Origin of the sequence: Pseudoalteromonas sp. S16_S37 (assembly GCF_014694405.1) — a bacterium.
Classification (GTDB): Bacteria; Pseudomonadota; Gammaproteobacteria; order Enterobacterales; family Alteromonadaceae; genus Pseudoalteromonas.
The window spans coordinates 1-2,999 of record NZ_JAAUWV010000114.1 but is presented as its reverse complement, the minus strand read 5'-3'; the positions used below and the strand labels follow the sequence as shown (position 1 = coordinate 2,999).

The 2,999-nt window shown below is 39.6% G+C and carries 4 protein-coding genes; 2 read left to right on the top strand and 2 right to left on the bottom strand.

Going from position 1 to position 2,999, the window contains the following annotated elements; genetic code table 11:
• Nucleotides 1–166 (bottom strand): IS630 transposase-related protein (locus HC733_RS23690; RefSeq protein WP_203219231.1); only part of this gene is annotated, 166 nt, incomplete at its 3' end.
• Nucleotides 167–229: 63 nt separating this feature from the next.
• On the opposite strand from HC733_RS23690, the gene HC733_RS21845 reads away from it, so the two are divergent.
• A complete protein-coding gene (locus HC733_RS21845) occupies nt 230–868 on the top strand; it encodes a LysR substrate-binding domain-containing protein (protein WP_190367089.1) in 639 nt (212 codons plus the stop codon).
• A gap of 67 nt (nt 869–935) precedes the next feature.
• Here HC733_RS21845 and HC733_RS21840 read toward each other — a convergent pair whose 3' ends face one another.
• On the bottom strand, nt 936–1,631 hold the full coding sequence (locus HC733_RS21840) for a VC0807 family protein (RefSeq protein WP_190367088.1): 696 nt from the start codon (nt 1,629–1,631) through the stop codon (nt 936–938).
• A 206-nt stretch (nt 1,632–1,837) separates the two neighbouring features.
• Here HC733_RS21840 and HC733_RS21835 point away from each other — a divergent pair, with 206 nt between their 5' ends.
• On the top strand, nt 1,838–2,401 hold the full coding sequence (locus HC733_RS21835) for a hypothetical protein (protein ID WP_190367087.1): 564 nt from the start codon (nt 1,838–1,840) through the stop codon (nt 2,399–2,401).
• The last annotated feature ends 598 nt before the right edge of the window (nt 2,402–2,999 follow it).

Genomic DNA, 2,999 nt, shown 5'->3' with positions numbered 1-2,999 from the left:
CTTTACTTGCTGGTTTATCTCGTTTGAGGCAAGGCTCCAACTTATTCTGCCAACGGAATAAAGAAGCGATATTGACACCAAAGTGTTCACTTGTTTGCTCAAAAGTAAGTTGGTGCTTTCCTTTATAGGCAAACACCCGTCGCCTGAAATCTAAACTATATGCCATTAGAGTATTATCGCACATTATGGTTATTTAGCTATATTTAGCACAGGGGATGAACTTGAGCAGGTGCTAAAATTTGGCGTTGCTGCGACTAAGCAGGCGATTTCGATAGGCGTTTTGACCCACTTATCACGTAACTTTGTTGAAGGCTTTATTGCGCCGTTACTGGCCAAAAAAAATGTGCAAATTAGGCTCTCAAGTCGTGGGTTAGTCAACTTGCTTGATGGATTGGTTAACCATGAATTTGATTTTGTGCTTACTAATCGCATGGTTGGTAATGATAATAATCAACAAGCATGGCAGCATCAGTTATTGCGTCGCCAAGCGATTTCTATTGTAGGCCCTGCAGGTAAAAAGCCCAGTACGATGTTTCCACAAGGATATGAAAATATTAACTGGGTGCTACCGGCTAGCAATACTGAGGTGCGCTCTGCCTTTGACTCAATTTGTGCCGTTAATCAATATAAAGCAACCATACTCGCAGAAGCTGACGATATGGCGATGCTGCGATTACTCAGCCGAGACAGTGGAGCTTGCGCAGTGTTACCGCCGTTGGTGGTAATAGATGAGCTCAAAAGTGGGTTGTTAGAAGAGTATCAAGTGTTACCTAATGCCTATGAACACTTTTATGCAATATCACTGCCTAAAAAGCATCATTCAGAAACGGTGCTTGATTTACTCAGGCTGGATGAAAGTAGTTTATAAGTTTAAATTTAAGCGTTGCAAACAGTGTAAGCTGCCCAAGTGTGCGTTGAGCAGCTTAACTAGTGCTTTATTGTTCAATCAACATTTCTTCAACCTTTAATCCCGTCAGTTTTTTCAAAGATGAAAACAGGTAAAACAGGGCAACAAAAAACAACACCATAGTAGGCAATACAATTACCGGGTAGCTTAATGCGGTCATGCGGCCCAGCTCGTTGTTATATGCCTCAGTGCCTGCAGGGCTGACAACAATCATTTTTGCCAGTACATAATTAAGTACCGATGATAAAAAGAATGAGCCAGCTAGAATATTTGATGCGATCACTTGTACTTTGGGAAGCTTTTCGCGGTTGCCTTTTTGCTCCAGCGCCTGTTCAATCTTATTTATATCCATCACGCTTTCGTTAAATAGCATGGTTTTAAGCAGAGGATACTTGGTGTATTGACTCACAATCACCGCGATCCCTATCAACCCCGGAATGGCCGCTTCTTTAATTGCAATGTACTTGGCATCCAATTCAAGCAGGCTAATACCACCGGTAAGTAATACAGAGACAAATCCAAGCGCGGATAGAAAGTTGAATTTACCTGTTTTTTTACGCTCCCAAAGGCCAAATCCAAGTGGAAATAACAGCGCAACAATAACGCCCAACGTTGGCCCTAAATGCGCCTCACCAGAGAAACGGGTTAAAATAACAACGGGAATAATAATGTTAAAAAGAAGCTGGCTAAAAAAACCAGAAGGTTTGTTATTGGTTGCTGACACGTACGCCTCGGTATTTTGCAAAATAATTATCGAGTGTACGGTAAAGTGTAGGTAAGCCGCAAACGCTTGTGGCAAAAAGTCGTTAGGTTTTTGATTATCTTTGGCTCTTTTAACATTTTAATAAGGGAAATAGCGTTATAACATTAATGCTCAAGTGGTATATTGATTGCCAAGTTAATCAATGAGAGTCGTTAGTTTTGAGTAATTTGAGTGAGCTTTTAAATCAGCTAGCTGTTTTTATTACAGTCTACATTGGAATGCTGATACTGTGGTTTTTGGTTACACAGTTTCCTGTCTATCGGTGGCGTTTATTTTTTGCAAGGAAAGAGCAAATCACATCTTTACAACAGCATGAAATGTATTCTTGTTTTATTACTGTGGTTTGCTTTTTTTTGACTTGGGTAGCCGTTGATTCTTTAGAATTCTATTTATTAACTCTAGACTTTGGTTTAAATAGTAAAATCAAAACCTTTTACCTAATATTGATGGCTATAAATACTATTAATGTTGTCATCATATTTCTTGTCCATAAATTGTCTGAGTGCTTATTTTCGGGTTCAACTAGGGCTTGTTTGTATATGCTACTGGTATCTATATCTGTTTCTTTTATGCAGCTCATTGCGAGGGGTTATTATGATTACCATGAATTGAAAGTTGTTTATAAAATATGTGGTTGGGTTTCTAATTTAGTTTCCGTGATCGCAATGTCTCTTTATCCAATTAGGCAAACTTTGGCGTATTTTAATAAAGAGAAAGAGGCGTCAGGCTAAAGCTAAAAGTCTGAAATAAACCTTTTGGAAATAACTATATAGAGTTCTGTCTGTCCAGCTTTTTTAATTCCAGCTCTCTTGGTTCTTTCTTAGCAATTGTTGTTTTGTGCACTTTTGTTAGATGGCGCCTTTGGCTTATCTAACCTACGGGGTTATGTAGGTCGGTTAAGCGAAGCGCCACCCGACGTTTGTGGCTCTGTCTTGTATTTTTGTTAGATGGCGCCTTTGGCTTGTCTAACCTACGGGTTATGTAGGTCGGTTAAGCGAAGCGCCACCCGACGTTTGTGGCTCTGTCTTGTATTTTTGTTAGATGGCGCCTTTGGCTTATCTAACCTACGGGGTTATGTAGTCGACACTGAAAATCACTTAATGCATTGATCTTCTTGATGATCTAAACGATCTTACTATCCTCATTTTGCAACGTTTGTTTTCTCACCCCTCAAACCTTGCAAAATGGAGATTAAAAATGAAGCCAAAAGTGAATCGCCCCGAGTTTGCCAGAGACTCAATAACTTGAGAAACTGGAACTATGAAAAAATCAAATCGCTATACACCAGAATTTCGTGAACGTGCAGTTAGGCTTGTTACTACTCAACAG